Below are 311 nucleotides of genomic sequence, written 5' to 3' on the forward strand. Positions count from 1 at the left end.
CAGATTTACAGCGGCAAGTCTGCCGGTGTGCCAATGATTACACTCGGCGCAGATGGTAGGGTCAGTGCCAACAGCAACATAGAAACTGCTGGTAGCTTAGTCATCCGCAACGGCTCTCCAACGATCTCCCTGCAAGACACTGACGGTCGCTCTGGTATGATCCACCAGAACGGCAACATCATGTATTTTCTGCGCGGTTCTGGCACGGATAGCAGCGGTTGGACTTCGACCGGCAATGGCTGGCCGCTAACGATCAACATGGAAAATAACGATGCGACGTTTGGTGGCCGCATCTACACACTTGGCAATGG

1 protein-coding gene is annotated in these 311 nt (G+C 53.7%); it reads left to right on the plus strand.

Features of this window, described 5'->3' with window-relative positions; all coding sequences use genetic code 11:
- On the plus strand, positions 1 to 311 hold a 311-nt coding region (locus MRBLSP13_RS21535; protein ID WP_363756564.1), incomplete at both ends, for a hypothetical protein.

The organism is Sphingobium sp. LSP13-1-1.1, assembly GCF_040676415.1.
Taxonomy (GTDB): domain Bacteria; phylum Pseudomonadota; class Alphaproteobacteria; order Sphingomonadales; family Sphingomonadaceae; genus Sphingobium.